Annotated in this window: 26 protein-coding genes; 8 read left to right on the top strand and 18 right to left on the bottom strand. The window is 36.1% G+C overall.

The window, feature by feature from the left end:
* Nucleotides 1-32 precede the first annotated feature (32 nt).
* The 3 genes from AC3FI7_RS06335 to AC3FI7_RS06325 all read right to left on the bottom strand — a co-directional run bounded on the left by AC3FI7_RS06335 (nucleotide 33) and on the right by AC3FI7_RS06325 (nucleotide 2,933).
* Nucleotides 33-899, bottom strand: coding sequence for a hypothetical protein (locus tag AC3FI7_RS06335; RefSeq protein ID WP_491461668.1), 867 nt, complete (start codon nucleotides 897-899; stop codon nucleotides 33-35).
* Nucleotides 900-1,470: 571 nt separating this feature from the next.
* Nucleotides 1,471-2,217, bottom strand: a complete 747-nt coding sequence (locus AC3FI7_RS06330) for a YggS family pyridoxal phosphate-dependent enzyme (protein ID WP_142722696.1) — start codon at nucleotides 2,215-2,217, stop codon at nucleotides 1,471-1,473.
* The gene (locus AC3FI7_RS06325; RefSeq protein WP_142722697.1) at nucleotides 2,214-2,933 is read right to left on the bottom strand and encodes an AAA family ATPase; all 720 of its coding nucleotides are present in this window, start codon (nucleotides 2,931-2,933) and stop codon (nucleotides 2,214-2,216) included. Before AC3FI7_RS06325 ends, AC3FI7_RS06330 begins: the two co-directional genes overlap by 4 nt.
* A gap of 1,171 nt (nucleotides 2,934-4,104) precedes the next feature.
* Between AC3FI7_RS06325 and AC3FI7_RS06320 the strand changes: the two genes are divergently transcribed.
* The gene (locus tag AC3FI7_RS06320; RefSeq protein WP_142722698.1) at nucleotides 4,105-4,440 is read left to right on the top strand and encodes a DMT family transporter; all 336 of its coding nucleotides are present in this window, start codon (nucleotides 4,105-4,107) and stop codon (nucleotides 4,438-4,440) included.
* Here AC3FI7_RS06320 and AC3FI7_RS06315 read toward each other — a convergent pair.
* The 3 genes from AC3FI7_RS06315 to AC3FI7_RS06305 all read right to left on the bottom strand — a co-directional run bounded on the left by AC3FI7_RS06315 (nucleotide 4,437) and on the right by AC3FI7_RS06305 (nucleotide 6,773).
* Nucleotides 4,437-5,093, bottom strand: coding sequence for a glycosyltransferase family 32 protein (locus tag AC3FI7_RS06315; protein WP_491461667.1), 657 nt, complete (start codon nucleotides 5,091-5,093; stop codon nucleotides 4,437-4,439). The two genes, AC3FI7_RS06320 and AC3FI7_RS06315, sit on opposite strands and share 4 nt — an antisense overlap.
* A 270-nt stretch (nucleotides 5,094-5,363) precedes the next feature.
* A complete protein-coding gene (locus tag AC3FI7_RS06310; RefSeq protein ID WP_491461666.1) occupies nucleotides 5,364-6,338 on the bottom strand; it encodes a hypothetical protein in 975 nt (324 codons plus the stop codon).
* Nucleotides 6,339-6,344: 6 nt separating this feature from the next.
* A complete protein-coding gene (locus AC3FI7_RS06305) occupies nucleotides 6,345-6,773 on the bottom strand; it encodes a hypothetical protein (protein ID WP_491461665.1) in 429 nt (142 codons plus the stop codon).
* A 192-nt stretch (nucleotides 6,774-6,965) separates the two neighbouring features.
* On the opposite strand from AC3FI7_RS06305, the gene AC3FI7_RS06300 reads away from it, so the two are divergent.
* Together AC3FI7_RS06300 and AC3FI7_RS06295 are read left to right on the top strand one after the other, a co-directional pair.
* Nucleotides 6,966-8,042, top strand: a complete 1,077-nt coding sequence (locus AC3FI7_RS06300; RefSeq protein WP_343658699.1) for a sensor histidine kinase — start codon at nucleotides 6,966-6,968, stop codon at nucleotides 8,040-8,042.
* Nucleotides 8,042-8,764 (top strand): LytR/AlgR family response regulator transcription factor, encoded by a 723-nt coding sequence (locus AC3FI7_RS06295; RefSeq protein WP_142722703.1) that lies wholly within the window; start codon nucleotides 8,042-8,044, stop codon nucleotides 8,762-8,764. Before AC3FI7_RS06300 ends, AC3FI7_RS06295 begins: the two co-directional genes overlap by 1 nt.
* Before the next feature lie 164 nt (nucleotides 8,765-8,928).
* Here the strand turns inward: AC3FI7_RS06295 and AC3FI7_RS06290 are convergent, their stop codons facing one another.
* A complete protein-coding gene (locus tag AC3FI7_RS06290; protein ID WP_491461664.1) occupies nucleotides 8,929-9,663 on the bottom strand; it encodes a DNA-formamidopyrimidine glycosylase family protein in 735 nt (244 codons plus the stop codon).
* Nucleotides 9,664-9,748: 85 nt separating this feature from the next.
* A complete protein-coding gene (locus AC3FI7_RS06285; RefSeq protein ID WP_291896509.1) occupies nucleotides 9,749-10,378 on the bottom strand; it encodes a class I SAM-dependent methyltransferase in 630 nt (209 codons plus the stop codon).
* 202 nt (nucleotides 10,379-10,580) lie between these two features.
* On the opposite strand from AC3FI7_RS06285, the gene AC3FI7_RS06280 reads away from it, so the two are divergent.
* A complete protein-coding gene (locus AC3FI7_RS06280) occupies nucleotides 10,581-11,936 on the top strand; it encodes a deoxyguanosinetriphosphate triphosphohydrolase (protein ID WP_142723063.1) in 1,356 nt (451 codons plus the stop codon).
* Nucleotides 11,937-11,947: 11 nt separating this feature from the next.
* On the opposite strand, the gene AC3FI7_RS06275 is transcribed toward AC3FI7_RS06280, so the two are convergent.
* The 6 genes from AC3FI7_RS06275 to AC3FI7_RS06250 form a co-directional block, all read right to left on the bottom strand.
* Entirely contained in the window at nucleotides 11,948-13,036 is a 1,089-nt protein-coding gene (locus AC3FI7_RS06275) for an NAD(P)H-dependent flavin oxidoreductase (protein WP_491461663.1), read from the bottom strand.
* A 12-nt stretch (nucleotides 13,037-13,048) separates the two neighbouring features.
* Entirely contained in the window at nucleotides 13,049-13,501 is a 453-nt protein-coding gene (locus AC3FI7_RS06270) for a nuclear transport factor 2 family protein (RefSeq protein ID WP_491461662.1), read from the bottom strand.
* Complete coding sequence (locus tag AC3FI7_RS06265; protein ID WP_343658694.1) at nucleotides 13,498-14,232, bottom strand: SDR family NAD(P)-dependent oxidoreductase; 735 nt, start codon at nucleotides 14,230-14,232, stop codon at nucleotides 13,498-13,500. The genes AC3FI7_RS06270 and AC3FI7_RS06265 overlap by 4 nt, the downstream gene beginning before the upstream one ends.
* A gap of 7 nt (nucleotides 14,233-14,239) precedes the next feature.
* Nucleotides 14,240-14,458: a tautomerase family protein gene (locus tag AC3FI7_RS06260; RefSeq protein WP_047377560.1), complete on the bottom strand. Its 219-nt coding sequence runs from the start codon at nucleotides 14,456-14,458 to the stop codon at nucleotides 14,240-14,242.
* A gap of 26 nt (nucleotides 14,459-14,484) precedes the next feature.
* Complete coding sequence (locus tag AC3FI7_RS06255; protein ID WP_343658693.1) at nucleotides 14,485-15,018, bottom strand: YceI family protein; 534 nt, start codon at nucleotides 15,016-15,018, stop codon at nucleotides 14,485-14,487.
* Nucleotides 15,019-15,125: 107 nt separating this feature from the next.
* The gene (locus AC3FI7_RS06250; RefSeq protein WP_343658692.1) at nucleotides 15,126-15,698 is read right to left on the bottom strand and encodes a Crp/Fnr family transcriptional regulator; all 573 of its coding nucleotides are present in this window, start codon (nucleotides 15,696-15,698) and stop codon (nucleotides 15,126-15,128) included.
* A 194-nt stretch (nucleotides 15,699-15,892) separates the two neighbouring features.
* Here AC3FI7_RS06250 and AC3FI7_RS06245 point away from each other — a divergent pair, with 194 nt between their 5' ends.
* Entirely contained in the window at nucleotides 15,893-16,831 is a 939-nt protein-coding gene (locus AC3FI7_RS06245) for an SPFH domain-containing protein (protein WP_142722710.1), read from the top strand.
* Between the two features lie 121 nt (nucleotides 16,832-16,952).
* On the opposite strand, the gene AC3FI7_RS06240 is transcribed toward AC3FI7_RS06245, so the two are convergent.
* The gene (locus AC3FI7_RS06240) at nucleotides 16,953-17,567 is read right to left on the bottom strand and encodes a DUF4377 domain-containing protein (protein ID WP_228451169.1); all 615 of its coding nucleotides are present in this window, start codon (nucleotides 17,565-17,567) and stop codon (nucleotides 16,953-16,955) included.
* Nucleotides 17,568-17,714: 147 nt separating this feature from the next.
* Between AC3FI7_RS06240 and AC3FI7_RS06235 the strand changes: the two genes are divergently transcribed.
* From AC3FI7_RS06235 to AC3FI7_RS06225, 3 genes are all read left to right on the top strand, one after another.
* Nucleotides 17,715-19,736, top strand: coding sequence for a hypothetical protein (locus AC3FI7_RS06235; protein ID WP_142722711.1), 2,022 nt, complete (start codon nucleotides 17,715-17,717; stop codon nucleotides 19,734-19,736).
* A 136-nt stretch (nucleotides 19,737-19,872) separates the two neighbouring features.
* A complete protein-coding gene (locus AC3FI7_RS06230) occupies nucleotides 19,873-20,331 on the top strand; it encodes a lipocalin-like domain-containing protein (protein WP_142722712.1) in 459 nt (152 codons plus the stop codon).
* A 21-nt stretch (nucleotides 20,332-20,352) separates the two neighbouring features.
* Nucleotides 20,353-20,802, top strand: a complete 450-nt coding sequence (locus tag AC3FI7_RS06225; protein ID WP_491461661.1) for a hypothetical protein — start codon at nucleotides 20,353-20,355, stop codon at nucleotides 20,800-20,802.
* A gap of 222 nt (nucleotides 20,803-21,024) precedes the next feature.
* Here AC3FI7_RS06225 and AC3FI7_RS06220 read toward each other — a convergent pair whose 3' ends face one another.
* The 3 genes from AC3FI7_RS06220 to AC3FI7_RS06210 all read right to left on the bottom strand — a co-directional run bounded on the left by AC3FI7_RS06220 (nucleotide 21,025) and on the right by AC3FI7_RS06210 (nucleotide 25,569).
* The gene (locus tag AC3FI7_RS06220; protein WP_142722714.1) at nucleotides 21,025-21,366 is read right to left on the bottom strand and encodes an Mpo1-like protein; all 342 of its coding nucleotides are present in this window, start codon (nucleotides 21,364-21,366) and stop codon (nucleotides 21,025-21,027) included.
* A 150-nt stretch (nucleotides 21,367-21,516) separates the two neighbouring features.
* On the bottom strand, nucleotides 21,517-23,199 hold the full coding sequence (locus tag AC3FI7_RS06215; protein WP_142722715.1) for an APC family permease: 1,683 nt from the start codon (nucleotides 23,197-23,199) through the stop codon (nucleotides 21,517-21,519).
* Nucleotides 23,200-23,304: 105 nt separating this feature from the next.
* On the bottom strand, nucleotides 23,305-25,569 hold the full coding sequence (locus tag AC3FI7_RS06210) for a CocE/NonD family hydrolase (protein WP_142722716.1): 2,265 nt from the start codon (nucleotides 25,567-25,569) through the stop codon (nucleotides 23,305-23,307).
* Between the last annotated feature and the right edge of the window lie 182 nt (nucleotides 25,570-25,751).

Below are 25,751 nucleotides of genomic sequence, written 5' to 3'. Positions count from 1 at the left end.
CATTGCGAGCAACGCGAAGCAATCCCAATTTTCTATTCATATATTTTATATTTTTCCGCATAATCTTCTTTTGCCTTAAAATGCCCTGATTTTTTGTCGTACAGAAAAATATATTCCACAGGGATTTTTTGAAAAGGATGATCAGCAGAATAAGAAACCTGCTTCCCATTTATTGTTGTATAATCATACCATTCACCATCCGGAGTCCGCCCACGGACCAATACTGATTTTCCTTTGAAAGCAATATCGTTGACCCCGTCATTATTATAGTCTTTGATCTTTAACTGTAATTCATACGGTTCATACACTTTGTTGTCTTCATGAGCATCATAGGTTCTTAGATTATAGTCATAATATCCTTCATATATATTTTCCAGAGAATCTGCTGACACTTTATAAAGTTCATGTCCGCCATTCCCATGTCCTGTTACAATAGTTACCAGTAAAAATGGATTTTCTTTTGGCAAAACGGAAATAAATTCATATCGGTCAGCGGCTAATGTTTTGACCAGCTTTCCTTCCTTCGTTAACAGCAGCTGATATTTCCAGGGGTATTGTGAGGTAGAGCCAGCCTTCCAGTCATACTCAATAAAATAATAGTCCTGATCTGAACCATTGATTTTGACCTTCCTGAATACTGTTATTTTTTCACTTTCCTGTTGAGACGGGCTTTCGTGGATATCAAGATCAAAAGCCTGACGGAGATTTTGAATAAACTTCGAAGAGTCTTTGATTGCCGGGTAATCCCCAAGATATTCAAATGGGATAAGGGCTTTAGGCTTTACAGTTTCTTTGTCAGTGTGTTGAATTTGAACTGTCTCTTCTTTTTTAGGCTCCTGCCTTTGAGTGCAGCTAAAAATAAACAAAGATGCAATTACTGATAAGAATGCTTTTTTCATGAAATTATTAGTAGTAAAAGGAATGATGAATATATAGGATTTTAATGTAAACTCAAAGATTAAATATTTTATTTTTTAAGAATGACTTTTTTGAAAAAAAATCACCTCCCAAAATTGAGAGGTGCCTTAGTATTTATCTTCCGGCTGATTATCTTCTTTTGAAGCTATATGCTAATAAAATAGCTAGCCCCATAGTAACGCAGGTAATAATTGAAATAGTTTCAATGGAAATTCCACTTTTCATCTGTGTATTTTCTTTTTCACATGAAAAAAAGAATAATAATGTCATAAAAAGACATACCGATAGTAATTTTTTATTCATAAATGTATTTGTTTGGTTCTTAAATATTTATAGCAAAAAGTATACCGGATTTGTAGACTTTAAAAACGTAGTGTTTCAGGAATTCTTTGATTGCTTTTAGCTATCGGTAAATGGATAGGAGAGTAAGATTATGGAAGGTAATTAATTTTATGAGAAACTTATTTGATTAATCCCCGGCTTTCAAAATAGCAAAACAAATGATCGATGATAAGGCAAAAAGAGGAAGGAGCTTCCTAAAGAAATCTAGTTTTAAGCTTCGTTATTTGTTTTTCCTTCATCCCAATAATAGCTGTCCGGATAGATTCTTGCTCCAAAAACAGCAGTTCCCACCCGTACAATGGTTGCGCCCTCTTCTATGGCTGTTTCCAGGTCTCCGCTCATCCCCATAGAAAGCTCTTTCATTTCTACATTGGGAATATTTTCGCAGATGATATCCTGCTGAATATTTTTGAGGATTTTAAAACATTCCCTTACTTTATCGGTTTCCGCACTGAACAGACCAATCGTCATCAGACCTTTTATTTTCAGTGTAGAAAAACGGGAAATTTTTTTGGTAAGCTCGATCGCTTTGCTGGGATCAACTCCAAATTTGCTCTCTTCATTAGACGTATTCACCTGAATCAAAACATCCATTGTTCTGTTTTCAGCTAAAAGCTTTTGATGAATTTTCTCAGCCAGTTCCAGACGGTCCAGAGATTGAACACAGGTAACATCATATTTCAGAATATCTTTGATTTTATTGCTCTGAAGGTGACCTATAAAATGGTTTTCATGGGGGGTGTTCTTTAGATCCTCATACTTCTCTTTCAGCTCCTGCACTTTATTTTCTGCAATTAAGGTTTGTCCGTTTTCTAAAGCGATTTTGATACGGTCTGCAGAAACCGTTTTGACTGCCAATAATAGTCTGACCTCATCACTGTTTCTTCCGGATTTTTCACAGGCCTTTTTTATCCTTTCATTGATAATAGAGAGGTTGTAGAGGATATTGTTTTTCATGATGATAGGGTTTCTTTCGCTTCCAGTTTTTTAATTAAAACAGCTTTAACAGCTGTTAAAGCATAATCTTTCGCTTCAGCAAAGGAAATAGAATACTTTCTTTCAACAGTTCTCATATCTTCAGGAAACTGTGCTAATAACTGATCGTAGAAGGTATCCAGAATCTCAGCAGAAGGCATTTCGTAGTTGATCTTTAGCTGGAAACGCCTTAAAAGAGCAGTATCAATAATCTCAGGATGATTGGTGGCGCAGATTAAAAGCGCATTCTCAGGGTAATAGTCAATCAACTGAATCAAAGTGTTTACCAATCTTCTCATTTCGCCTACATCTTTGTCATCACTTCCTCTTGCTTTCCCGATCTGGTCCAGTTCGTCCAGAAAAAGCACAGATCTTTCTCTTGCGGCTTTATCAAAAATCATTTTAATATTCTGCGACGTTTCTCCGATGCGCGAAGAAACAATGTTGCTTAGATTTAAAATAATGATATTTTTTCCCAGTGCATTGGCAATGGCTTTTGCGGTCATGGTTTTTCCGCATCCGGAGCTCCCCTCCAATAAAATCTTGTGATTAACCGGAAGACCGTATTCCTGCAGTTCTTTAACATAAGTGTGCTCTTTGATAAGCTGTACAAGCTGCTCTCTGTTTTTTGTATTCAGAAATACTTCTTTAAGGTTTACCTGTTCTTTATCTTGAATAATAAGGTTATACAGATTCATGATGATAAATGAATTATTGAATAGACAAAGATAAAGCTTTATTAAGTGTCAAAAGGAATCCTGAAATATAATAAACAGATGGGCCAGAGAAGAGCAGATATTATATTATAAATATTGTAATATGTATTTCGGATTTCTATGAAGAAATATAAAGGGTGTTTTTTAATATCTGTGAAAATCTGAGAGTCTGTATTTAAAAATTTTCAAAAAAATAAAGCCAGACTTACGGCTGGCTTTATTCATTTGGATATTAAAATTTGTTATGAAACTAAGATCTTTCTGTTTATGTTTTTGGGCCCTTTTACCCTGTGAGTAAAAGAGCAATCTGATCACTCAGACTAAAAACATAAAACAATATAATAAGTATAGATATTCTATAGGCTTGTTTTATTTTAAATTAGTTTCTTTCTCTTCTTACTGTCATAAAATATGAAGTGATTACTACTAAACCTGTTGCGATACCGATATAAGTTATCATTTTGTATTATTTTTAATTATTTGACTTTATTTTATCAATTTTTCAATTGCAATATTACTACTTTCAAATCATGTGCCAAAGTAAAATACCATGATGTTTATCAGTCTATTAGGGTTGTTTTGGTTCATGTTTCGGTTAATTTTTGTTTACAATTAATTAATGTATTATTGAGAATTTATTAATACTTTTATTGTTCTATCTGTAAAAATATACGAAAGTGTTAATCGTTTGCTGACTTCTATATTGGAGTTGATAAAACAAATAATAAATAATGCGAAGCATAATATTGGGTTAAAGTAAATTTTCCGGGATGGATTTTTTCACCTGTAATAGATTTTTATGTTAAGAAAATTTATTTTTAGTAAGATTTTTTTGTGCTGGAATTTTTGTCAGTTGTGACATTTCAAGACATAGGGAGATACTGATTTTATGTCATTGCTGAACAATAATGAGACCCGATGGCACATTTTTCTGGATCAGTCAAGTGTCATAGGAAAATGAAAACAATTAAAAATAAGGCACATAAGTAATTTAAGTGCCTTTAGAAAGTAGTATTGCTTATTGAGGTTTTAAAAAACCATGGTTTTCGCCGAACGCAGAAAAATGCAAACGGTGTTAAAATAAAAACTGTAATACTGTTGTCATTTGGTATTACCCGGATGCTTTCTCTATTTTTGTACAAAGAATGAATGTATGGGACGCAGTTATATTTTTCTTGCTCTGGCAATTGTATTTGAGATTATCGCTACTTCTTTCCTTAAAAAATCTGAGGAGTTTTCTAAATTTTGGCCATCTGTTGTAACGGTCATCGGATATGCCTGTGCTTTTTATTTTCTAAGCCTCACTCTTCGTCAGATACCTGTAGGAATTACCTATGCCATCTGGTCAGGAGTAGGAATTGTCTTTATAACCATGATTGGAGTCATTGCATTCAAACAGATTCCGGACCTTCCAGCTATAATTGGTATTGCCCTGATCGTACTCGGGGTGATTATTATTAATGTATTTTCAAAAATGGGAACTCATTAAAAAATAATCTCCTGGTGCTTTTGCATCTGTTTCCAATGTTTAGATCTTGTTTTGTATAAGAAAAACTTTCCCAGTTTATATTTGAACTTTAAATATCCGCGGAATTCAATTCCGTCAAATAATGTATAGGGAATTGTCGGATTTTCTTCTAATGACTGTCTGATTCCATTACTGAATACAGTAGGTCCTGTCGTAGAATGTATATCATGCGGATAACGGTGACTGTTGATATTATCAATCATCAGTTCCAGTGTTTTCTTTAGGAAAGGATGATTTTTATTGAAAATAAGTGCCCATTGAACATACAGATTTTCATGTCTTTCTACACTGATTACAGCTTCGTCATGATCTTTAATCAATTTTCTGAATGGCTTGATAATACTGCTGTCAACATCCAGATATACCCCACCTTTCTTATATAAAACAGCATATCTGAAAAAATCAGCTTTTGAAGCACCAATCCTCAGTTTGCGATAGGTTTCAATATAGTTGGGGGGAAATTCTTCTTTGAGAAAATTTTCGATATCCTGATCATCATAAAAGTAATATTTATATTCCGGATTCTTTCGTTTCATATTCCAGATATGATAGCGCGTAATCAGAGGAAGTTTTTTAGTTATAAAAGTCTGAAATATCTGTTTGGGTACAGTCATATTCTATTTTTTAGTTATGCTTATATAAATCTTTAAAATCATTTTCATCAGATATGTACATGCGGCAATAAGATTTTTCATAAGGAGAAGAGCAATCCCTGAATTTGAAAAACAGCTTATGTTCAGCTTAGTTTTTGATTATATTTTATAGGAATAGTTAAATAGTAAAGAGTGATAATTTTAATTTTTTTTTAATTTGGGGATTAAAGAACTTTAACAATTTATTCGGATATTGCGAAAATTGAAAGTAAGTATGGAAAAGATCCGTTCTTATTGATTTGTTCTTCGTTTTTCAAAAGGATTATAAGAGATTCCTGCATTGAAATAAACTGAAGGACGATAAGTTCCTTTCCATATATAATCATTAAAAGAATCCTGCTTATTGAAAGCTCTGGAATTAATATTGGTTCTGAGTCCTGTTTTAAATGTTCCTATGAAATTTCCACCCAGATTATGTTCATAGATTACCCCAGAATTGATGACAACCTGTCTGAATTCATAGGTATTGCTGTCACGGTAAATATAGAACGAGGTATTATCCATTTCAGTTCCCAGCGAGATTCTTCCGTTTGAAAAAACGTCTTTTCTCATCAACACTTTTTTGGGAAGCAGAATATCCAGTACCCAGCTGTTACTGAATCTGTTTTCATATGTAAAGACAGGAAGGACAGGGATCTGGGTGCTTGGGTCAATAATACCGGCGACCCCTACACTCATTTTAACTTTTGGGGTTGCTTTTAGGATCAGGGAAGCCGTCAGCATTCCTCTGACGCGTTCAAAATGCCGGTCGCTTCCATCAGTAGAAATATTGGCTGAATATATGGCTGTTTTTTTGAATAACTTTGAAAAATAGGTTAGATTAACAGCTTCCGAATGGTAATGGAAGTTTTCTTCAGATTCAGTTCCGGGAATAACAGGGGCCTCATTCATGATTGAGGTGTAACGGTATTGTAAAGCCGTACTCAAAAGCCAGCTTTTATTCTTGATGAAGTAGATATTGGCATTTGCCTTCATCTGTTGAAAGCTTTTAACTTTATTATCCGGTAAATCCTTTCCCTGAAGCTGAGAACTGAAAGAGGAAGGTGTTACCAGGGTATACTCAAGATTAAAGTTTCGTGCCTGCGGAATTTTATCAGCGAAAAAAGCACGGACCTTCAAAGGAATACTGTCTTTTTTCTGGCTGTATGCTGCACTTTTTAATGACAGCAGAGCCAGCAGAATAAGTGCTCTTCTCAATGTTTTCATGGGGTATTATTTTAAGCGTTGAATGATGGACTGAAAAAAGCTGAACGTAAAGATCCTGTCATAAAAGATATCCAGGCTGTTTTCAATAATGGCATCCGTATATGCGGCCATATCCGTAATATAGGTTTCCTCTACAAAAACGAACCACAGCTCAGAAAGGTCATACCTCCTCCTGAACTCTTCAGAAGCATTACTGTCAGGGACCATAGAATGCTTCAGATCACAAAACAAAATCCCCGTTTTATGCCCATGGTATTCCACAATATTAATAGGGTGGTACAGATAACTGAGAATTTTTATAGCAGGATCAAAACATTCTACAAAATGATGCAGATCAATAAGCTGTATTACTTTTTCTTCCTGTTGAGATTCTGTCATGAAAAAACATTCTGATGATATTTCCTGAGTCAGTTCGTGAAAAGCTTTTAATTCCATATTTGTTCATTTTACAGTACAAAGGAATAGATAAAAGTGTAGCAGGAATCTGTTTTTATACAAAAGGGCCGGTATTTTATACAAAATCTACAGACTTTATAATTGGTATAATAAAATTCAGGTTTTGTATAATAAAATAGTTGTAATTTTCGTTATTAGCTATTTTTGTAAATGATAAAATGAGCCTGCCCTATGAAATACAGCCCGTGGAAATTTGAAGAAACCTTTGTAATGGATTTCCTGGTGGAAGCGAAGTATGGATTCCGGAGGCACCTGCTGTTTCTGATCTTCTTTTTCTTTTTGATGTACAGTGCCAGGTTTTGGCACTGGTATTCGGGAATGTATCAGTATTATGTTTTATTCTTTGTATATGCCGTTCTGATCACTATGGTCTATATTAATATATATGTATTGGTTCCCCGTTTTTTCTTTAAGACAAAATATGTCACATATCTTGTTTTGTTGGTTCTGATGGGGGTAGTAGGACTTAACTTTATAGGATATGGTTTCAGATTGTTCTTTGAGGACTTCAGGGTTAAAAATATTATCAGAGAAAGTGAAAGAGGAGGAGTCTATGAAGGTATTCTGATGTGTATTCCGATAATTCTGACAACCACAACGATAAAACTTCTGCAGAAATGGATCAATGATAGTAAAAGAATCAATGAACTGAGCAACCTTACCCTGAATATGGAATTGAATGAGCTCCGAAATCAGATCAATCCGCATTTCCTTTTTAATATGCTTAATAATGTTAAAGCACTGATCAGGACAGATCCTGAGAAAGCTTCAGTGGTGATTGTAAAGCTTTCCGAGTTTCTCAGATATCAGCTGTATGAAAACAGTGAGGAAAAAACATTGCTGACTTCAGAAATAGATTTTCTGTCCAATTTTTTAAATCTTGAAAAAATAAGGCGTGATCATTTCTCTTTTGATATTCAGATCCATATGGATAGAAGAACCGTTAACAGTATTTTTATTCCGCCGAATCTGTTTACCACTTTTGTAGAAAATGCAGTTAAACACAGTATAGATATCAGTGGGAGAGAGTCTTATGTGAAGACAGAAATCAGTATTGAAAATAAACAGCTTTATTTTTTATGTATAAACTCAAGAAGTGCTGACTATATTATTTCAGACAAAAAAAACAGCGGACTTGGCCTTGCCAATATTACAAGGAGGCTTGAACTTCTTTATGGTGATGCTTTTGAACTGCAGATAGAATCAGGAGATAAAGAATATATTGTAAATTTAAAAATTCCCGTGTGATGAATTGTATTATTGTTGATGATGAACCTCTGGCAAGATCAGAAATGAGATCACTGATTTCCGAGGTTTCGAATATTGATATCCTTGGGGAATTTTCGAACGCTCCATCTGCTCTTGAATATCTTAAGAATAATGATGCAGATCTTATTTTTCTGGATATAGAAATGCCCATGGTAACTGGCCTTGAATTCGCAGAAATGCTTCCAAAAAAATCACTGATTATTTTTACGACCGCTTATGCCCAGTATGCTTTAAAAAGCTATGAGCTGGAAGCAGTAGACTATCTTTTGAAACCTGTTGATCCCCAGAGACTGGAAAAAGCGATTGATAAAGCTGTACTTTACACAGAGCTGCTGTCTAAAGGCACGGTAAAAAATACGGTAGAATCTAATACTGCTGACTTTTTATTCATCAAAGCTGACCGCAGATTCTATAAAATCAATTTTTCGGATATCAAATTTATAGAAGGACTCAAAGATTATGTTGTGATCCATACCCAGCAGCAGAAACTGATTACCGCTATGAACCTGAAAACCATTCATCAGAAAATCTCAGGTGAAACTTTCATCAGGGTCAGCAAATCTTATGTTGTTAACATGAACTATATTGATTCGTTTGACAATCATAATATATACATCGAAGACACAGAGATTCCGCTCGGGGAAGTATACAGATCAGAATTTTTTACAAGATTTGCCGGAGGACTTCTCAACTCAGACTGATAGATGAGTAGTAAGTGTTTGGCAATGAGTGGTTTAATAATTAGGGTTGTGATACAAAAAAAGAACATTCATATTCATCTGTGTAAATCCGTGGGATCTGCCGTTAGAAAATTATTCAATCAGGAATTAGTTTTAGCCTGTTTTAAATACATCAAACCCTGGCCTTAATACAACTTCTGATCTTTTTCACAGAAAAAGCTCCTTCTTTTTCCAACTCCGGTTTGTTTCTTAACCAATTTTTGTCCGCAAATCGGGCACACAGATTTCGTATGAACCAGCCAGTGTTTTTTCAAAACAAACTCCCTTTTCCATTTCAGAAAATCAAAACTGTAATTTCTGGCTTCAGCAATAAGTTCCTTTCTTTTTTTAGCAGGAAGATTACCTAAAAGGCTTTCAGGCTGTACTCCAATTCTGAAGAGAACCTCATTTTTAATAATATTTCCTACACCTGAAAAAATATCCTGGTTCATTAAGGCATCACACACCATCATTTTCGGATTCGATTTTAGTTTTTCTTCAGCTTTTTTGGGATTCCATTGATCACTCATAACGTCAGCTTCCCAGTCAATGGTGGAAAGAAAATCAAGATCTACAGGTTTTACGGAACAGGTATAAAAATAGATACTTCCGGTTGGGAAAAACAGTGCCAGGCGCAGACTTTTATCCGGTTTGGTCTGCTCATCAATACTATAGGAACCAAACATCAGCAGATGAATCCGGATGGCCGATTTTTCAAAAACAAGGTAAGTCTGCTTTCCAAAAGTACGGATTTCAAGAAGGGTTTGCCCGATAAAAGAGTCTTTGTCAAATTGGGCATTCCCTGAAACTTCTGTCACTTGCTGGCCTGCAAATGGCTGCAGGCTTTCTTTCATTAATATGATGGACGGACCTTCAGGCATAAGTTTGTTTTAAAAATACAGATTCAAATAGTATTCCATTATCTGAATCTGTATTCTAAACCATCCTGCTTAAAGATTAATCATATCAGCTTTGTTTTTGCCCCACAAAGCGGATAACAGAACCTGTTCCGTTGTGAAACAGCCCTTCATTCAGTTCGATTTCTGTTTCTGCCAATTCTATAATCTCATAATCCGGGAAATCAGCTTTGATCTCTTCAATAGAAAATAAGGATTCAACATCTTTTGGTCCGCCTACCTTCTCATTCTTTGCAATATATTCCAGATGATTTTTACTGAAAGCTTCGAAAATAATGAATCCGCCTTTGCGAAGGTATTGATTCAGCATCTGATGGATGGAAGATTTAACAGCAGCCGGAAAATGCGCATAGACAAGAGCAATGGCATCAAACTGTTCCGGATGATAATTCAAATCAGAGAGTTCTCCTACCTGATAATCAATGGCGGTACCCAGTTGCTCAGCAAGCTGTAAAGCTTTGTTTCTGCCATTAGCACTGATATCGAAAGCTGAAACCTGCCATCCCTGTGCTGCTGCAAAAACTGCATTTCTTCCTTCGCCTTCCGCAGGGAAAAGTATAGTGCCAGGTTTTAATTTACTAAGTTGCTCCCGCAGATAATTATTAGGTTCTGTTCCATATGCAAACTCTTCGCTGCTGTACCTTTCATCCCATCTGTTGAGCCATGTATTGTTCTTCATGATAAAAGAATTTAAAATTTGAATGAAGAAGAACCAAAAGTGTTCTTCAGTTGTATTAGCTACATCAAATGTAGAATATTTTATCTAGCTTTCTGATCTCTAAAAATGGTTACTGCAATAGATTTTTTGTATGACAGATCTGTTTAATAAAAATCTAAATACTATTCCGTACAATTAAAATTTGAACTAATTTTGAAAAATGATGAATTTAAACCAGATTTTCACCAATCAACGTACAGGAAATAATCCACAGACCAAAGCTTCAAGAACTGATTTTCAAAGGGATTTCGACCGAATTATCTTCTCTTCTGCTTTCAGAAGACTGCAGAATAAAACTCAGGTTTTTCCTCTTCCCGGAAGTGTTTTTGTGCACAACAGACTTACGCATTCGCTAGAGGTATCGTCTGTAGGAAGAAGTTTGGGAAGTATTGTAGGTGAATTTATTGCTGAAGATTTTAAAAATGAGCTGACTGAAGATTCAAAAAACTTTTATCTCCACAATTTAGGAAATGTAATAGCTGCTGCATGTTTATGCCATGATGTGGGAAATCCTGCTTTCGGACATTCCGGAGAAGATGCTATTGCAAGTTATTTTGAAAGAAATGAGAAAGAGCTGAAATCAAAGTTCAATGAAAAGGAATGGGCAGATCTGGTTAATTTTGAAGGAAATGCCAATGCGATCAGAGTGCTGGCTCAGCAGCAGCAGGGGAAAGATGCAGGAGGTATTCAGCTTACTTTTTCAACGCTGGCAAGTATTGCAAAATATCCGTGTGAGGCTATAGCAAAGAAAAAAGGAATCATTCACAGGAAGAAATTCGGATTTTTCCAGAATGAAAAAGATATATTCCTGGAAATAGCCAGAGGTACTCAGCTTATTGCTGAAAGTGAAGAGCCTCATATTTTCAAAAGGCATCCGTTCGTATGGCTGGTAGAAGCTGCAGATGATATCTGCTACAATATTATTGACATGGAAGATGCGCACAGGCTGGGAATTGTTTCAACAGCAGACTGTAAGAATTTATTTTTCGAGCTGGTAAAATCTGAAACAGATGATATTCAGAGAATTGAGACAAAGCTAAGTTCTATCTCCAACGAAAATGAACAGATTTCTTATTTAAGAGCAAAAGTAATCAATGCCTTAATTAATAAGTCGATTGAGATGTATAAGCACAACTTTGAAACGATTCTTGAAGGAAATCTTGGGAATGGTTTACTGGATATCTATAAAAAAGAAAATAAAGCATTACAGGATATTGCGGGTTTTTCTGTGGAAAAAATTTATAATCATAAAGCAGTAGTTGAGATTGAAAATGCAGGATATAATGTAATGTATGAATTGCTGGATCATTTTATTCCTTCCATTCTGAAACCTGATGAGAAAAGAAAGTCTTATGATGAAAAAGCTTTGAAATTAATTCCAAAGCAATTTATTTACAGTGACGGGACCGATTATCAGAAAGTGCTCGGGGTCATTGATTTCGTTTCAGGTATGACAGATAATTATGCTACTGATTTGTATAGAAAGATTAAAGGGATAGACATCGGAATGACCGTGTAGGTTCTATTCACTTATAATAATTCAGAAGCCTCTTCGATTAATGACTTCATTAAAGTGGAGGCTTTTTTGTGCTTTAAAAGCGGGGCAGTCTGACCGGACCAGAAGAACACCAGATCATTCTTTTGCTGCTCCAAAGCAGCTTTTCTCAATGCTCCCATAAACTGAGTCTGTAAAGGAAAGGGCAGAATTTTGTCTGCTGCAGTCAGTATATCTCTTGTAATTTTTGTAGTGATTCCCCGGCCCAATCTTCCTGTGTATGCTCTGGTGAGGGTGGTGGATTTTGCAGCATCGGAAAATAACAATTCCTTATGAATAGGTAGCGCTCCGGATTCTTCAGTGGCAAGAAAAGCCGTTCCAATCTGTACCGCTTCAGCTCCCAGCTGGAAAGCAGCTGCAATTCCACGGCCGTTGGAAATTCCTCCGGCAGCTACCACCGGAATTTTTACCCTATCAGAGATCAGCTGAATCAAAGCAAAAGTTCCCGTTGTAGAAAGTTCAGAGCTGTCCAGAAATGAAGGTCTGTGGCCGCCACTTTCGAATCCGGAGGCGATAATGATATCCACCCCGTTTTTTTCTAAAGCAATAGCTTCATCCAGTGTTGTTGCATTCCCAAGTACTATTGTTCCCTGCCGATGAAGATCTTCAATGTCATTTTCATTCATCAGGCCAAACATAAAGCTGAAAACTTTAGGTTTAATGTCAAAGATAATTTCCAGCTGGTTTTGAAACCTTGACTCAAAAGAGGGTGGAGGTGCCGGAATATCTATATCCAAAAGGTCAAAATAAGGTTTGAAAGTTTCAACTGCCTTCTGATATTGTTCTTTTGTATGTTTTTCGTCAATGATATCATGATCGTTTACCCATAGATTAAGGTTGTAGGGTTTACCCGTTTTCGACTGTATTTTTTGATGAATGTCATAGATTTCCTGAGGTGACATGGTATAAGCTCCAAAGCCTCCCAGTCCTCCAAGATTGCTCACTGTAGCGGTGAGCTCAACAGTAGAAAAGTTTCCGCCAAAAGGTCCCTGGAAAATAGGATATTCAATTCCCAATAATTCTGTAATTCTGTTTTTATTCCACATAATTTTTTCGGATTTCATTAAAAGTTTGAATTAAGGTTGTACGTTGGTCAGCGTTTTGTTGATAATAAGCCATTTTCCGTCTATGTGATTGAAAGTTATGAAATTATAATAATTGAAATCATACATTTTTACATTTAATTTTACTACAGCAATTGAATTGATGACGTCAATTGAAATAATTTCAGCTTTAAAATATTTTCCTGATTTTTCCGGGCTTATCCGTCTTTCCACTCCTTCCATATATTGTTCTGCTGTTTTGAAATAAGGAGCTCCATTGATGTCTCCGAAAAGTATGGCATCTTTATGGAAAGCCGTTTTCAAAAGTTCAGTATTCCCTTCATAAATCCCTTTAAAATAATAATTCTCTATAACATTTCTTATTTCGGTTTCTGATGTCTGTCTGGTTTTCATATTCTTTAGATTTTGTGCATAGCTGCTCAACGGAAAGATGAACAGCCATGCTATAATTAATGATAGTTTCATGACAGATGATGTCCGGCACCCATTCCTCCGTCAACATTGATGATGGCTCCGGAAATTAATTTATTTTTAGCAATAGCATAAATCATCTGAGCGACTTCTTCCGGTTCCCCGATACGGTTGATCAGATGCATGCCTGCATTGTGATCAAGGTCTGCACCATGCATCGGAGTTCTGATCAATCCTGGTGCAACCGTATTGACCCTGATATTGTCTTTTCCAAACTCTGCAGCAAGCTGTAAAGTAAGGGCATGAATAGCTCCTTTGCTTGAAATAGGTGCTGTAGAAGGAGACTGGGCAATGGCGTGATACACTAATGGCGTTCCCACATTAACAATCACTCCGTCTTTTTGCCTGATCATCTGAGGAATGACTGCCTGCGTGGTAAAAAATGTTCCTTTTAAATTAGTGGTTAAAAAACGGTCAAGATAGTCTTCGGTAACATCCAGAAAAGGTTTGTTCTCGTAAATTCCGGCATTGTTGATCAGAACATCAGCAGATCCGAATTTTTCTAAAGCTTTTTGAACCAAGGCTTCCCCTGTAGTTTTGTCTGAAATGTTTCCGGGAACCATTACCAGATTTTCTCCGGCTCCCAGTTCATGATACACTTTTTCTAATTTGGATGCTGTCTGCGAATTGATGATGACGTTATCACCTTGGTTTAAGAAATAGCGGGCAGTTTCCAATCCTATTCCTGAAGAGGCTCCTGTTACGATTACGGTTTGCTTTCTCATTTTCTGTTTATTTTTTTTCTGTTGAAAATCCCTGTTCTTTTAACACTGAAACCTGTTCTCCGGCATACCCCCAGTTATCATCTTCAATCTCGTTGATGACAATATGGGTTAAATGGGGATCTTTATTTAAAACTGAGGTTACAGCTTCACTGATTTTTCTGATTAACTGTTGTTTTGTTTCGCGGTTAAGGTCTTCGCGAAGCACATCTACTTTGATAAATGGCATAATGGTAAATTGTTAAGGTTAATGAATTAATAAGTTTCTGCAACAAGATGAATGTTTAAATCAAAATTGTTGTAGATCAATGTATCACCAAGATTGGTGAAGAAATTGGAGGACCTGAATTTAATATTGAATTTTGTCCTGTCTACTATGATCGTAGTTTTTAGAACAGCCAAATTCTCTGTTATTACAATATGGAGGCTGGTGTCGATAGGGTGTGTAATGCCTTTTACGGTAAGATTTCCTTGTACGTTGTAAAGATTCGTATCACCAGGTTCTGCATGAATAATCTCAAAATAGGCTTCAGGGAATTGTTCAACATTGAAGAAATCATCAGAAGCGAGATGACTGGCAAACTGTGCATTGGTTTCAGCATCCTCAATATCAAGGATTTTGATGGAGCGGGTATCAATGACAAACTTTCCGGACAGAAGCTTTCCTTCTTCTAATGTAAAGTTTCCATTTTTTACATCAATGGTTCCGTTGTGAGCTCCGGTTACTTTTCTTCCGATCCAGTCTATAGTGCTGTTTTCGGTATTGATTTTAAAACTTTTTGTGTCCATTTTTATTGGGTTTAAATATGGATACAAAGTTCAGCCGATCGAAAGAAATACTTACGTGATGTACCTCACAAAATGAAGATGAGAGTATAATGGTTTAAAGATGCAGATTATTGATGGAGCCTGCTTAGAGTTTCCCTTGTCACACCAAGATAGGAGGCGATCAGATGCTTGGGAACGAGATTGTACAGCTGAGGATACATGGTTAAAAGCTCCTGATATCTGAATTTTGCATCATTATTCATAAAAGAAAGCAGGCGTTTCTGCGCAGCTACATATCCTTTATTGGTTCGCCATCTGAAAAAATGTTCAACCTCACGAATTTCATTACATATTTTTTCCCTGTCTTCATTGGAAATGGATAGAATTGCTGCATGTGTAATGCAGTCCACATTAATGGTAGCCCTTGTTTTGCTGTAAAGAGCATCAAAATCTGTTACCCACCAGGTAGGCATGGCAAACTGAAGAATAAACATTTTCATATGGTCATTAAGATAAAAAGCTTTTAAGCAGCCCTCCAGAACAAAATATTCATGGTTTACAAAATCACCTTCTGCAATCAGACTTTGTCCTTTTTTTAATGTTATCAGATTAAAATGTTCAAAAACATAATCAAATTGCTCTTCTGTAAGAGAAGTAAATTTGGAGATATGATCCTTTAATATTTCTTTGGAATTGACCATGATGTATAAGAATATTCAAAAGTAAGTTTTTTCAGGATAATTTTGATTTAAAAATGATGAATAATTCCCGAGGTTGATTTACAATGGATTATGCTTTATGACTTAAATTTATTTTTCCTATATTTAAAGAGTACAGGTAAAAGATTGTTTTTAACAAAACGGGATTTATCACGACACATTAAAAAATTAAAACTATGGGTATATATTTAGCGCCCGTTATTTTCTTCGGGCTTATTATTTTATTCGCTTCGTTTTTTGTGGTAAAACAGGAAACAGCAGCGATTATCGAACGCTTTGGAAAATTCCAGGCTGTAAAACATTCCGGTCTTCATCTTAAACTTCCAGTTATAGATCAGATTGCCAAAAGACTGAATCTGAGAATCCAGCAGCTGGATGTAATGATTGATACCAAAACACTGGATAATGTTTTCATCAAGATGAAAATTTCTGTTCAGTATCAGGTCATCAGAAACCAGGTAGGAGATGCTTATTATCGTCTGGAAAATCCTGAGAACCAGATAACCTCTTTTGTATTCGATGTGGTACGTGCTGAGGTTCCGAAGCTGAAACTCGATGATGTTTTTGTAAGGAAGGATGATATTGCAGTGGCCGTAAAGAGCGAGCTTCAGGAAGCCATGAACAGTTACGGTTATGATATTATCAAGGCTTTGGTTACTGATATTGATCCGGACGAACAGGTAAAGCATGCGATGAACAGGATTAATGCTGCAGAAAGAGAAAAAACCGCTGCAGAATATGAATCTGAAGCCCAGAGAATCCGTATTGTAGCAGTAGCAAAAGCAGAAGCAGAATCTAAAAAGTTACAAGGGCAGGGGATTGCTGACCAACGAAGAGAAATTGCCAAAGGACTTGAAGAATCCGTAAGAATGTTGAATAATGTGGATATTAATTCCCATGAAGCATCAGCACTTATTGTGGTGACACAGCACTATGATACTTTACATTCTGTAGGAGCAAGCAATAGAAGTAATCTTGTACTTCTTCCCAATTCACCTACGGCAGCAAGTGGAATGCTGAATGATCTAGTGGTAGCAATGACTACTGCAAATACAGTAGGAGAAGCTACTAAAGGAAAATATCCTGATCCACCACAAAAAGAGACTGGGTTTTAAAATAAAAAGGAAAATGAAGATATAATGGTTAACTTTTCCGGATTGACCCAAAAATAACTTCTGACTTCTTTCTTCCCGCAAAATAAAAAACCGCTTCTGAAAATTCAGAAGCGGTTTTTTATTATTTCTTCGTTTTGGAAACCTGTTCTACCAATATATATTTGATGGAAGAAGCATCTGCCGGAGGATTTTCGATTTTTTCTGTTTTTACTTTTAAAACATATTCGTAACCCGGCTCATAGGTGAAGCCTTCAATGTGGCTGTAGAAATTCGTCCAGGCTGCAGAAGTGCTTTCTTTTACCTGCATGCATTGCATACGGCCGGCTCCGGCAGAACACTCTACGGTTTGTGGACCTACGATAATGGTTTTTTCATTGGCTGCCATTTCTGCTTTTTTCGTTTTAGAAACCTGCTTTACCAAAGTGTATTTTATGGAAGATCCATCAGCTGGCGGATTGGCAATTTTTTCCGTTTTTACTTTTAAAACATATTCATATCCCGGCTCATAAGTAAATCCTTCGATATTGCTGTAGAAATTGGTCCAGTTTCCGGAAGCGTTTTCTTTTACCTGCAGACATTTCATAGGAGCTACACCTGTACAATCTGCTGTCTGTGGTCCTACGATGAATGTTTTTTCATCACCTGCAGATGCATTGGCTGTTGTTGTACATTGCGTCATTGCGAATAATGCTAATACGGGAGCTGCCCCTTTTAGAATTGTTGCTATACTTTTCATAAACTTGATTTTTCTCCCATACCTCACAATTACCATGCCGAAATCGGTTTTCCTGAATTTGTAGTACTTCTGCTATTGTTTTTTACTTTTTTATTCTTTTAATTTGAATTTCTTAAGACACTAACCAAAATATAATTCTTATAAAATATGGATAATCAAATGCAAGTTGAAAATTACAGGATTCAAAAACCTGAAATATGGGCAGGAAATATCGGAGATGAGGAAATAATAAGCCGAATCAAAGATTCAGAATTTGCCAAAAAACAAATCGATGAGGGCAGGGATTACTGCTACTTTTTAGATAAAAAATATTATACAAGCAATACGGAAAACAGTGAGTATGTCTGCATGGCCTATACGCTGAACGAACCTGGGAACCTCGAAAGAGCCTCTGTTTCCGATGTCATTGTGGAAGAGAATGAGGTATACCAGATTCACAGGATCAGCGTTCTGAGAGACGGTGTCCTGATCGATAAGATTCCGGATACTAAAATAAAAGTCCTTGACAGTGAAAACCAGAGCAGCGGAGGTGTTTTGAGCAGTAATAAAAAGATCAATATTACGATTAAAGATCTCAGACTTTATGATGTACTGATTTTAGAGGACTCAAGGATTAAAGAATTCACAGACCGTGATTTTCTGAGAAAAGAATTCTCCAAATATGTTTGGGTGAGTCCCGATAATTACTGGGCTTATGGCAGTTTTAAATTCACATTTATCAATGAACGTGAACAAACAATTGCTTACAAAAAAACTTTTTTCAGAGATGAACAGGGCAATGTTCTTGAACCCCAGATAAATCATTTAAAAAAAGGAGAGCGATTCGTGATCGAAGAAGAGAATTATATCAATCCTGTAGATTCCGGGCGTGAGATTTTCCCTTATGTAGATTTTGCTACAGAAAGTAACTGGAAAGAGCTGTCCAATTATATTGTGCCTATTTATGAAGAGATTTTTAATAAAGCTTCCTTAAAAGATTTTGCTCCAAACCTGATTGAAAAACTGGATGCCATTGCTGATCAGGATGACAAGCTCCAGTTTGCCATAGAATATGTTCAGAACCATATCTATTATATTTTCAATGCTGATGAAATGAACGGGCATAAACCGCAGGAGCCATCAATCACGTATGAAAACAAGCAGGGCGACTGTAAGGCAAAATCAGTTTTATTAAAAGTGATCCTTGATTATATCGGAGTGGATGCATCCGTCATTCTGGTAAACTTTAATACAGATTATTATATCAAATATTACCTGCCATCCCTGCTAAGCTTCAATCATGTGGTGGTAAAAGTGAACTACAAAGGCCAGGAATATTTTATTGATGCTACCATCCGCGATGAATTCGGGCTGATAGAGAACAGAGGATTCATGTATTTCATGCATTATCTGGAAGTGAAGAAAGATCAGGAGCTGCAGGTAAGGAAACCTTATAAATACCCTTATTTCTGTATTGATGAAAAAGTAGATTTCACTGCAAAAGGCAATACCGGAAAGCTCACTTTGTCAACTACCTATAAAGGAAACAGGGCAAATGCCATGAGAAGGTATTTTAAAAGTACCAATAAAAGGGAAATCATAGACAGCTGGAACAGCTTTCTTTTCTATGCACTTAATTATTCGGGAGACAGGAATGGTACAGATGTGCGAAATGTTTTCAATGACGCTGCCATTGATGTGGTAAGCGATGATAAAAGACTGAATGAAGTCAAAATTCAATATTCCGCTGTTATTGAGAATCCATACTTTGTAGATCCGCAGAAGAACCGTTTCCTGATGTATTTTGACAGAAATGTAGTGAAGGCAAGTGCAAGGGATTTCATGCATAAAGATTTACCATTCTGGCATAATTTCGACAGTGAGAAATATGAGATCAATCTGCATACCGATCATAAAATTGATACTGAAGAAAAATATACCGTCCAGGAAAGTACCATTAGCAATCCGTATTTTGATTATAAAAGCCGTAAAAAAGTGCATAAGAACGGGGCAAGTGTATACATTGAATATAGTCCTCTGATCAATATTGAAATTCCTCAGAATGAATTTGAGCAGTTCAGAACAGATCATCATACCATTGCCGACAGTAATTACGGGCTGGGAATTGATATTATTGAACCGGGGCTCATGAACCAACTTAAATTCAGTTTTAAGAAAAAATTCAAATAGAAACCGAATTTTATATTCACAATTTAAAGATTAGGATTTGAAATTTAAGATTCAGCGGGCGGCGGAGCCGCCCGCTGAATCTTTATTCTGATCATTGTATATTTATTAAATCATATAAAAAAACACAAACTTTTTGATGTACAAACTGTTTTTACTTGGCTCTTTTATAGTTGTTTCTTCTTGGGTCAATGCGCAAAAATTAAATAAAGAAAACGTTATAGGGTTTTGGAAACTGAAGGAAGCTGGATTTTATGAAGGTAAAAAGAAAGTTGTAAAAGAATTCGATAACTGCCGTCTGATGAGAAATTATGCCATCAGAGAAGATGGTTTTGCTATTTATAATTATGCAGAAGGAAGTGTGGGAAACTGCAGCCCATCCGAACCAAGACTTTCTTTCTGGAGACTGGTAGACAACAGAATCCAGTTTTATGTGGATGATCATAATATCCTTGAAGAAGTGGAGGTGACAATCAATAAAGATCATACAATAACCTTTTCAAGTTATATTCCTAAACAGACAAAGGTAGAAGGAGATGCGCTCGCTGAAAAAATAGTGAACACCGTTCACTACGACATACTCGAAAAACAATATTGATAATCATTAAACCTCTGATTTATGAACTATGTAACGGCAATTTATTTCCTGAATCTGGTATTATATGCCATGTATTTCTTTGGAAGAATGGAAAGTGAGGTTGCAGTGGGCGGCCTTGATTATGCAGTTTCCGGAATTTTATCCCTTTTGCTCATCTTTGCAGGATATCTGAACGCAAAAAAAGGAATGATCTACAGAACGGTTTTATGGATGTTTTTTGTAAATGTGTTCTTATTTATCTGTTCCGGGGTGTTTGATCAGTTTGGAAGTAATTTTAATATCCTTTCCACGGGTAACAGTGACAGTTTCCTTTTTTCACTGGCTCTTCTTGTTTATAACGGATATCTTTTTCCTTTGACTGTAGTTCTTGATGGTTCTGGTCTGGCATTGATAGCTCCTGTCATATTATCATTTATTCTGCCATCATTGGGATATATGATAGGGAAGAAGCTTTATCCAAATGCCCACTAAATTATGGTTATTGCGAACCGAAGGTGAAGCAATCTCAACATTATTCATAAGCAGAAAGCTGGAAAAAGAAAAGCTGCTAAGCTTCTTACAAACCATATGTATAAGATACAAGAATTTATCTTCGATTTTCTTGCACCTTAAAATATATCACGTGTAAAAAAATTTTGAGCTTTTGGGTTTCCAACACTTAACATTTTTAGTATGAAAAGTATGGGGAAAATTTTAAGGCTCCTGATTTTGAGTTTCACTACTGGATGTAAAGAATTTCTGCTTACCAATCAGCAATTCAAAAAACAGTCTGAAATCTGAGATCAGAGACCATAAAGGATATTTAAAAGTCGCCGGCTTATTTCTCTCAATCACGGCATGACTGAACCAGGCAAATCCGTAACCTACGATGGGAATGTACCATAGAAATCTTTCTTTTCCTGAACTGATAACATATCCAATAACGAAAAATACGAGAAGCGTTCCGATAAAATGAAAAATGCGGGTTCCTGTTTTACGGTGTTCTGTAAGGTAAAACTGATAAAACTCTCTGTATGTTTTGATTCTTTCAGCCATGGCGGTTAGTTTATGGGTTCTTATGAAGCTAAAGCAATAATTCTGCCGATTTTTATAAGATAGTAAAAAAATCAAAAGGCAAAATCGCAAATCAGTTTATGCAACCTTTTTGCCATTTTGCCTTTTCGGAATTTTATGTATTGCTATTGCTTAGCTATTTCTTAATTCTTTTCCCAGTTTGCTGTTTTTATATCCATAGCAGAAATAAATGACCATTCCGATCAGGAACCACATTCCGAACCAGAACCAGTTCTCGTGGCTCATTCCTGTAAGAAGATACAGACATGAGCTCAGTCCAACCAATGGAATCAATGATAAATTCTTTACAAATGCAACAACGCATAAGATCAGGTTAATGATGATAAAAAAGAAAATAGAAGCTCTGAATTCTCCTTCATTAGGATCTGACCAGTTCATTAGATTGTCAAAAAACTCCGGCTGCCATTTATAAAAAACAATTAATCCGCCAATAAAAACCACAGGAAAAATGATTTTACCGTTCACGTAAGGCAGGTGGAATCTGCCTTTGATCTTTTCCTTAGCAGGAAGAAGAAGTACCCCGGCACATACTAATACAAAGGCAAAAATAGTTCCGATACTTGTAAAGTCAAGGATAAAGGTTTTATCTGTAAAAAGAATAGGAATTCCCACTACAATCCCCGTGACAACAGTTGCATACGATGGTGTTTTATATTTAGGATGTATCTTCTGAAATCTTGCAGGCATCAGTCCGTCACGGCTCATGGCATACCAGATTCTCGGCTGCCCCATCTGAAAAACCAATAATACGGTAGTAATGGCAACGATGGCAACGAAAGAAACAACCAGTTCCATCCAGGCTACGTTAGCATTTGTTTTTTCGAATATGAATGAAAGCGGATCTCCTACACCATCAAATTTCTTATAATCCACCATTCCTGTTAATACCAATGTTAAAGCAATATAAATTACGGTACACAATACAAGAGAGATAATCATTCCTTTCGGTAAGGTCTTCTGCGGATCTTTGGTTTCTTCAGAAAGTACGCTTAAAGCATCAAATCCAATATAGGCAAAAAATACTCCGGAAACAGCACTCATTACTCCGGCAAATCCATTAGGCATGAAGGAAGGTGTTCCTGTTGCTGGGCTTACAGGAGTCCAGTTTTCAGTATTGATGTATGCAAAACCCACCAGAATAACCAGTAGAATGACTCCCAGTTTTAAAATTACCAGAGAGTTGTTAAAGTTTTTACTTTCTTTTACTCCTACATAACAAAGCCATGTAATTAAGCCATTGATGACTAACGCCGGAATATCTACAATGAACTTCAAACTTCCAATTAGGGGAGCTGTTTTCCAGGCATTTAATAATTCTTTGTTTTCTGAACCGTACTGAACAGCTTTTCTCGCTTCAGTATAGCTGCAGGTCAGATAATCAGGGATATGCATTCCGAGGCGTCCTAAAAAACTGGTGAAATAATCTGACCAGGAAAAGGCTACGTAAATATTTCCGAAAGAATATTCCATGATCAGGGCCCAGCCGATGATCCAGGCAATTAATTCTCCAAAACTGGCATAGGCATATGTATAGGCAGATCCCGCCGTAGGAATTCTGCTGGCAAATTCAGCATAGCATAAAGCGGTAAACCCACAGGCAAAACCACAAATCAAATATAGAAGGATAACACCGGGACCTCCTCTGAAAACGGCTTCTCCCAAACTGCTGAAGCTTCCAGCTCCGATAATAGCCGCAATACCAAAAAATACAATGTCCCATACACCTAAGACCCTTAAAAGTCCCGTCGAAGTATCTGTATCTGAATAGATTTTTCTTCTAAAAAGTTGACTCATTCAATAACTATATTTGATTTGAAAAAAAGCAAATGTAATGATTTTTTATTTTGATGTTAACAGTTGTTAAGAACATTTGAATAAAAATAGTTGACCGGAAAATCTTTAATCCTTATAAACAGGTATTTCCACATAACTGTCGTTGTACCATTTTATTTCCAAAGGCTCACCGGCATCTTTTATGGTTTCATCACTTACATTTTTCCCTGTACCATAATTGACCTGCCAGCTCTTATTTTTATTAACCCCTACCAATAAGACCAGTTTGCTTCCCTTTTCTATTTTTTTGCTGATGAAAAATGAGTTTTTGATCGGGATCTGCTCCTTTTTGCCAGGCTTAAGCAGATGACGTTTGGAATTGTTTTTTGCATAGCTGGCTCGGGTAAGATGTGTAGACAGTAAAAATATCTTACCATCCGGCTGTACCTGATATAATAAGGTTTTGGGATCAAAATCCTTCTTGTTGATGGAAACGTTGAATATTCCGGATAAATTTCCGCTTACTGTAATATCCTTCTCCAGAATTTCACTTTCAAAATAAAGAGAATTGGTTACATACACACTATCCTGTTTGCTTACTGTATGATAAAGATATTTCGGATTTCTGTCTTTAAAGTCAATGGTCTGTTTGGTAAATTGTTCAGTTTTGGGTTTCTCAAAAACTGAAGAACCGTTTTTACGATCCTGAAGATAAAATTTAAGAGAAGATGAGTGCATTTTATCAAGAGTAGGAACATGTTTCCATGTGTTACTGTTCATGATCTGAAAATTGACTTTATCTTTCAGAAGTTCCGGTTTTTTGCCATTCTTCAGAATATAATCGAACCATGAAAAAGCAAGGTTATCAATACTTATTCTGGCTACAGGATCTATGAGTAGGTTTCCATAGCCGTAAACATAAACATAATTGTATCCATAGCTTTGAGCTGCTGCATGATCATAAGGTCCTATCACTAAATAGTGGTTAGGGTTTTTGTTGTATTTGTGATGTTCTTTATAATAATATAATGCTCCGATCTGATCCGCATCATAATAGCCAGTAGTTGTTAAAACAGGAATGTTTATTTTGGCAAAATCTTTTTTATAAGGAACCATGTTTTGCCAGTATTTATCATAACCGGGATGATCCAGCCATCTTTGGAATATTTTATTGGGCTTTCCGCTTAAAGAATCCAGGGCTCTGAATGATCTGCCGCTTTTGTACCACGCGGTATTGATAGAATCCCATTTTGTATCATTATTAAAGCTTGCTTCATCAGTCAGCTTATTATTGGTGACATAGTGAATCCACTGGAGCATATAGCCCTTGAAGACATTATTTTGAGAAGGATAATCTATTCCGATTCCTACCGAAACCTGAGGTACAATGGTTTTCAAAGCCGGGTGCAGTTTTTTGGAAGCTGCCCATTGGCTGAATCCTAAATAACTTCCGCCTATCATCCCTACTTTACCATTGCTCCACGGTTGTTTGCTTACCCAGTCTATGACTTCATAAAGATCCTGAGCTTCATCTTCAAACGGATGATTGGGGTCATTGCTGTCTCTTTTTCCACGGGTATTAACCACGGCTCCTACATAATTGTAAACAGCTGCTCTTTTCCCCATTCCTGCATCTACAAATTCTCCGGCATAAATATTATTGGTAAGTATAACGGGAAGAGGAGAGGTGTTTTCTTTTTTTCGTACAATCGTAATGGTGAGTTTTGTACCATTTTTTAAAGTAAGGATTTTGGATTCGATGATGAATTTTTCCTGCTCCTTTACTTTAAACAGCTGCATAATCTGGGGCTTGATGCTTGAGTAGGTCTTATAATTGACATAGTTTTTACATAAAGCCAGAGCGGAAGCATAGTCTATACTATCCTTATCTTTTTGTTTGTCAAGTGCTGCTTTCAGCCTTTTTTTATGATCTCTTACATCTGAATCAATATCCAGAGTAAGCCCTACTTTGGCAGTCAGCGGCTCGGATAAACTTTCATATCTTGTGGTAAAGGCGGCTTGAAGAGCATCAGGAAACGGAATTTTTTTATCCTTTTCCATCAGCTTAGCCATACTGTAGATTTCATGAGCAAGATGTTTGTTCCCTGCCATGTTGTGATCTGCATATTCCTTACGGTAATCAGTTATACTTACAATAGAATTTTTGTAATCTTTTGCAGCGAGCTGTAAACGAAACAGATTATCTAAAAACGTGAGTATATACTTCGGCTTGTTCTTAGGAGACTGATGTTCAGTAATTACTTTTAAAGCGAGTTCGGGAATTTGTTTTTCCAAAATAACAGAATCTGTTGTTGCTGCTTTCGGAAAATAAAACTTCTGGGCCTGCATTAGATTGACAAAAAATAATGCTAAGAGTATCTTAAATTTCATTAATGGTATGTTTTGAGCTGGTGATGAAAAAGTATCACATCAAAAAATGTACTTGATCATCGTATTGCTCAATGGGTTATTTTTTTAGCGGGCTAAATTAAGAATTTTTATTAGTAAAGAATGAAATGATTTCATTGTTGTTTTATTGCATAAAGTCTGCTGAAATGTTTTTAGAAAAGGTT

Source organism: Chryseobacterium sp. TQ-BC-N36 (assembly GCF_058382295.1).
The sequence above is the reverse complement of the archived record's forward strand: the minus strand, read 5'-3'. Positions and strand labels throughout refer to the sequence as shown.